The sequence below is a fragment of the Anaerorhabdus sp. genome (assembly GCF_036637135.1).
Classification (GTDB): Bacteria; Bacillota_I; Bacilli_A; order Erysipelotrichales; family Erysipelotrichaceae; genus Anaerorhabdus.
The window spans coordinates 58,455-65,332 of sequence record NZ_JAVWNC010000005.1; the positions used below are offsets into that span (position 1 = coordinate 58,455).

A 6,878-nucleotide genomic window follows, 5' to 3' on the forward strand; every position below is an offset into this window, starting at 1 on the left:
TTCTCTGTTTCAATTTCTTTTTTTATGATTTGAAAAAAACTTTTTAAATTTTCCTGTAAAGTAAGATCCAAATCAAATTCACATAACCACTTTTTATGTATAGAAATGATTTCAATTACTATCAAACACTTCATCAATCAACTTAATCCTTTCACCTTTCCCCTCATGATAATAATATCCTTGATCATTCCTTATCGATATTTTGCGATTAACTGGAATAATATATTGATCACTTAAACCATTCCCAATCCACACTATATATTGTTCTTGATAGAAAGAAGATAACCAACTCATCGAAAATTCTCGATGATCACAACAAAAAACTATTGGATCATCTCTATGTTTTAAACTCATTTTGCATCGCTTCATATCAAATGTTTGAAAATCCGATACAAGAACAATACAGTTCTTTCTTGAATAAAGTTCCTCTTCATTTTGAACAAGTGAATATGTTGGAAATATTATCTTAAGATATTCAATGATTCGATAAGTATGTTTCGCAACCATAATACAATATGGAAATTCATTAATATCTATCCAATCATATGTATCATAACTCATACCTACTACTCCTTTTTTTGAAGTTAATAATGGTATCGTCATTTGATGAATTACTGTCTTTGATTTTAGTCTCATTGATTTAGTTTTTAAAAGATCTTGTTCATCTACCTTGTAAATTCTAAAATACTGGACTCTTGTTTCATTTACATAATAGAAATCTTCTTTTGATGAGGTATATTTTATCTTTTCATCAAAGACTACCGAAAGATCTTGCGTTGATAAAAATGATGATGCTATCTTTACTTTAAAATACCCCCACAAAGAATATGGTAGTATATTTACGGTTAGTCCAAATAGAAATATACTCACATTACTCATTATTCCCATATTCAATAATTTAACTAGTTCTATTCCATGTATTTCTAATTTTTCTAAAAATAACTGAGTATTTAAAGCAACAATGATATCCATTTTGTCATTTCCTTTTTTATTCATTACATATTTGAATAAATTATGTAGCATTTCATCATTTGATATCGAATGTACAAAGTTTGAATTACATGCGTGATTATAGAAATCTTGATCGTAATCAATTATAAAGACTTCGATATTTTCGTTTATATGAATCATAGAATATAAAGTAGTACAGAAAAGCTGTTTAGCCTCATTTTGATTTTTGCAATAGAATAGTGTATGACACAATCTCAATAGATACGGATATTGTTGATTATGTTCTATATCATCTACCATACCTATTGATTGTGGTGCATCCTGAACAATACCTTTGTCAATGATTCCTAATGGTTTATGCCACAGTGGTCTAATATCACAAGGGATATCAACTAGCTTTGCTAACATTAGTTTTAACACTTTCTGATTACTTTTTGATTTTCTCATTAATTCTTGATGATATAAATCATACACTTTTGTTTTCTTATTTTCAGAAATATCTTCATTTAAATAATAAAATTGTCCTTTACTTAACTCATTGTCTGTATACTTGTAAAACTGGCCTGGTTTTTGAAGATAAAAAGCAAGATCTGAATTAATCATATCTAAACTATCTTGTTTATCTTGTACATGCAACGAAATCTTAGTACGGCAATTTGACCAAATTTGTGCATCAATTACGTCAGAAGGTTTTTGTGTAGATAGAATTAAATGAATACCTAAACTTCTTCCAATGCGCGCTAAACTTATTAGTTCTCCTATGTACTCATTATGCATTACTTTAAGTTCTGCAAATTCATCAACAACCACAAATAAATGAGCTAGTTTTGAAAACTGATACTGACTTGATAATCTTTGATATTTACTGATATCCATAGATGATTCATTTGATATTTTAGAAAGTTGATTAAACAAAGTTTGTCTTCTTCTACTTTCAATTCTAATACTTGAAAAAAACCTCTTAATTTCATGATTATCTAAATTTGATATTGTACCTATTAAATGAGGGCAAATCTTATTGTTGTATACAAATGATTGTGCTAGGCCTCCTCCTTTAAAGTCAACTATTACAAATTGAACATCTTCAAAGGAATATTGCATAGAAAGCATCATTAAAATAGTTACAATGCATTCTGATTTACCCGCACCTGTAGTTGCTGCAATCAATAAATGAGGACCATCTTTTGATTCATGCAAATCCAATTCAAATGGCTCTTGTTTATCATCATATCCAACTATTATTTTTAATGAATCGATTGTATTCGTATCTTTCCATTTGTTAAATGGAGTATATTTTATGAGCGATTCAATATTAATTAAATCATCATTCCTTCTGATTAAGTTTTTATGGTTCTTCGACAAAAGATAGAATAGATAATTTATTGAATTCATTAAATCATTCCTGTCAATTTCATGAGAAAAATGAATTACGTTGTCCGGTAGTTCCAATATTCCTTTATTTTCATGAAAACGAATACTACACTGTGTTTGTGGTGATTCTGTCTTATCCACATATTGAATACACGGAAAATTGCCATCATAATAGTTAGGGCTACAATTAATGATTATTTTTAACCTTGTATCATCATCTTGATTTTGTTGGAATGATTTTAATGAATCAAATACCAATACTTTATTTTTATAAACTGTATGAGAAAACAGCGTTATCCTATTCAAGAAATGAAGCAGTGTTTGATTGATTATATACACAAGTGAAATTACTTGATCATCGAATTGTGTCACAAGGTAAAAACATATCCATATTAATATATCTAAAGAATCTGTGGTTACCATCTTATTGTTATTGAGATCAATCGCAACAATGTGATTTTCTAATACTGTATACTTATTCAGGAATAATTTCACCTGAGAAAATAGAAATTGATCATTTTCTTTTGGAATATCTTTGAACTCAATATTATTTCTCATTCTTCCGATACCTAATGGTATTGTTAAATCTAGTGCATTGTTATTTTGCAAGTAACGAGCATTTGTTTCGATGTCTTGCATAATCTCATGATGAAATAACCATCTTTTTCTTTCATAGATTCTTACTTGATTATCATAATTTAAAACTTCATTCTCAAGTTCATTAAAATATCTTTTGATATCTTGTTCTCTGTCGTTTAACTTACATTTGAATTTCTTATTTTCATATCTTCGTTGTAGAGGATGAATCATTGTACTTCCAAGTATCATCACTATTGGTACAATCAACGATGGAAGTACTTCAACCAATTCTCTTCCTTGTAAATAACTTTGATAAGCCATTAATGCTCCCGAAAGTAAGGATGCACAAGACATCAACAAAATTGGAAACATAATAAAGAATAATGGTTGTTTTTCTGTTTTTTGTATTGTACCAAATTGCCTAAAATTTATCGTTAATTTGGGTTCAGTAAAAGATTCTCTTTTATGTTGAATAATCCTATGTAGATAATATAAAGGTTTTATATAACTCTGATGCACTTTATATTCATCCAAATATATTGATACATTATTGCACTGATTTATCATCACGAAATCATGACAATAAATTAATTTTATTGTGTCGAATTCAATGATATCAAATAATTCTATTTCTTTCTTTATTTTCTTATTCACAAAAACTTCATTAAAACCATGATCGTTAATCTTATTTTTATTACATTCAATGACACATTGTATTGATTTGATTCGAGTTGACTGTATCTGTATATTCGCATATTCACTAGAACCAATTGTAATTTGATTAAGTTTTTTATACTTTTTGTAGTAGTTATATCCATTATCTTCAAATAAATGAATAACTAAATCATTCATTTTAAAATATCGATTCTCATTTATTATTAACTCTACTGTATGTTCATAAAACTTAATACTTTGTTGTCCTTTATCTAGGTAATATGATTGTATTCTCTTGTGATCATGAATAACGCAAATCATTCGTATTCTTATCCGTCACTAAAACATTACAATCAATTTTAAACTTTCCATCACTTGTTTTGATTGTGATAATAGCACTCCCTCTTTTTATTGGTGTAATAACTCCATCGTTAGTAACTTTCGCAATATTTTCTTCATTTGAATTAAATTGAATATCACTTTTTTTATATCCTTTAGGTAATGATGTTATTATTATTTGCTTAGTTTCTTTTAAATCAACTACAATATTCATCTTCTCTATACCTATTCTATCCGATTCGATTGTATCCTTAGTACTTACTGGTTTTCTTTTACCACGAGTACAATGTTCCATAAACTGCCAATTTTCTATGTGCGTTTTTTTATTTAGTATGAGTTTACCATTCTTTTCATCCAATATATTAATCGTTTTCGATAATCCTATTTTAGATGCAACTGTTTTTTGTGTATTTATTATTAAATCCAAAACCCAGTGTAAATTGATATTCCCACATACCTTTACATCTTCATTGTACAAAGCAGCCATATCTGCTTTATCTAAATCAACTTGAATATTTTTACTATTTATCTCTCCGTTTTTATCATACAAATGGAGAATCGTATCCACATAACCTCTTATTCCACCTTTAATTCCAATATCCATTAAAGCAATATTACCAGCCCTTACTCCAGTAGTTAACCCTAATGTAGAAGAAGTAGAAGCTTTAATAATAAAATCTGCATCGCGTTTACTTTCTTGTACTGTTCTCATTTTATTATTTTTAATTTCTATTCCTATTTGATGCTCATTCGCTAAAACTAACTCTACCTTACCACCTGCATATAAATGTAACTTCAATTGCATTGTCAAATCCAATAAAGGAAAATTTGGAAACGGCACCTTAATTTGACAGATAGGAATTTCTGTACCTTCCATATCTTCACTCTTCCTAAAAGATGATAAAAGGGTTTGGATAAAATCCTCCCCTTTTACACTCGCAAAATTAGAATACATATTATATGTTTTTGAAGGCTCCAATTTAATAAGTTCGGTTGTTTTAAAATCAAGTTTAAAAAATGCATCATCTATTCCTGATGAACTTGTTTTCCATCTCACCGTTGGCTTAACATTGTATATCTTAGTTTCTACTTTAAGATCGCCTTTCTTTAGTTTGAGTGATATACCTGTTGTCGATGCTTCAATAGTACCTTCAAAATCCTTAATCTTAATTTCTTTTGATATCATATTTTGAACTTGATTTGTTTTGACTACACTGATTTCATCAAGATTTATCTCTATTTCTGCATCGCTAAAATCTACATCAAAACTATCTTCCATTTCAAATTGTTCAATAACATCTTCATATTCAACCTCTTCGAGCTTTGTCTCAATTCCGTTTTCAGTTTCAATAGCTTCCTTTATTCGATAGAAGTAATCTTGATCAGCTTTCCAATGAACTATATCATTTTCATCAATTAATTGATTTTTGTGAAAGACAGCTTTATTATTATCCTCATTAAACTCAATAGGTACATCCACTTCACTCACTGTCTCATTGATTTCAAAATCAAGTACAGGTTCATCTACCACATAATAATCAACATATTCTTTTACAAGACTAAGTTTTTGTAATGCTTCTTCTTTATAGATACTATCTTTTGGATTGAAACAATCTCTTTTATCTAAACTAAATATTCCCAAGCCAACCGCATCTGCAATTTGCTCAGGAAACATACTCTTGGATGAATCCTTAATTTTCACATTCGACTTTTGTGGTTCCATAAGATTCATCAATGTATAGGCTACCCACTCTTTTGTTAAATTAGCTTCTAGATTCAGTGGTACTGACTGTTCAATAACACCCCACTCTGTGCTGGCTTGTACAACATTAAAATATGGATGATCTTGATTGATATTCAAGAAATATGGTTGTTGGTTTATTGCTTCAGGTATATTCATCTCTATTATGATTGTCTCTAACCATTCTTGTACGGTAATATTTTCTTGTTTAGATGTACACCCTCCCAAAAATAGAAAGAGTGTACAAAACAAGATGAAATAAATTCTCTTATATACTCGATGCATTTGAAGTGATTGTTGTTTCTAAAGAATCATAACTAGAGACTGTAAAATCAAGAAATGAACCATAAGAATAAATAATTTCTTTTTGTTGTTCAAAGCGACTTGCAAAAGCATTGAATCTACCTCTAATAGCTTCACCAGAATCGCTAATCCATGAGCCATTTAAATCGTTCATTTCTTTCTTAATCGATTGTAGTTGATCATAAATTTGATTTCCTAAATTCCTTAATTGATTAGCGCACTCAGTAACTTCAGCAAGTGATATTTTAATATCTTCCATTTTTCTCTCCTTATATACGATTTACTTGATTCATTAATTCGTTTTGCGTTTCACGATAAGCACGTGCAGATGATCTAAGAAATTCTGAGTACTGTTGAGTAATAACATAAATTTGTCTAAAATCATTCTCAAAACTCCTTATCTTGTTTGTAAATGCAAGATTATCTTTTCCTTGCCATGCATTTTTCATTTTTTCTACTTCTTCAAACAATTGCATAAATTTTCTTTCGTACATTTGTGCATCATTATCAATTTTTCTTGAACTTAATTCTAATCGTTCTGGATCTACATAAATTCTTCTCATATTTTCACCTTCCTTACTTATATATACAATTTGATTACTTCATTCCCTAAAAAAATAGAAAATGAAATCTCACTATGTTAATATTTAATTAAGATACTAGGAGGTGCCAAATGGAATTACTAATAGAAACGATTGGATGCGTTGGGGCCCTATTATACTGGGAAGTATATATCGGAAATATAAAAATAAAAAATCCAAACAAGAAGAAAAAGTTTGGTATCATCGGTATGATTTGTTGTGTTTTATTTATGATAATTGGTCTAACACTATGCTACTATTTAAAATAATAGTAGTTTTTATTTGGCATTTTTGATTGAAACCTAGAAAATTGATTTGTTACACAAATCATTTAAAGAACCTTTATGAAGTTCCCAAAT

Annotated in this window: 5 protein-coding genes; 1 reads left to right on the top strand and 4 read right to left on the bottom strand. The window is 28.7% G+C overall.

Going from position 1 to position 6,878, the window contains the following annotated elements; genetic code table 11:
• Positions 1 to 111: 111 nt before the first annotated feature.
• From RR643_RS01725 to RR643_RS01740, 4 genes are read right to left on the bottom strand one after another with little or no spacing between them, the layout of a single operon-like run.
• Entirely contained in the window at positions 112 to 3,876 is a 3,765-nt protein-coding gene (locus RR643_RS01725; RefSeq protein WP_332482130.1) for an FtsK/SpoIIIE domain-containing protein, read from the bottom strand.
• The gene (locus RR643_RS01730) at positions 3,857 to 5,887 is read right to left on the bottom strand and encodes an Ig-like domain-containing protein (RefSeq protein ID WP_332482131.1); all 2,031 of its coding nucleotides are present in this window, start codon (positions 5,885 to 5,887) and stop codon (positions 3,857 to 3,859) included. The genes RR643_RS01725 and RR643_RS01730 overlap by 20 nt, the downstream gene beginning before the upstream one ends.
• A 16-nt stretch (positions 5,888 to 5,903) precedes the next feature.
• Positions 5,904 to 6,197: a pore-forming ESAT-6 family protein gene (locus RR643_RS01735; RefSeq protein ID WP_332469979.1), complete on the bottom strand. Its 294-nt coding sequence runs from the start codon at positions 6,195 to 6,197 to the stop codon at positions 5,904 to 5,906.
• 10 nt (positions 6,198 to 6,207) lie between these two features.
• Entirely contained in the window at positions 6,208 to 6,501 is a 294-nt protein-coding gene (locus RR643_RS01740; protein WP_332469978.1) for a WXG100 family type VII secretion target, read from the bottom strand.
• 110 nt (positions 6,502 to 6,611) lie between these two features.
• Between RR643_RS01740 and RR643_RS01745 the strand changes: the two genes are divergently transcribed.
• Positions 6,612 to 6,788 (top strand): hypothetical protein, encoded by a 177-nt coding sequence (locus RR643_RS01745; protein ID WP_332469977.1) that lies wholly within the window; start codon positions 6,612 to 6,614, stop codon positions 6,786 to 6,788.
• Positions 6,789 to 6,878: the final 90 nt, after the last annotated feature.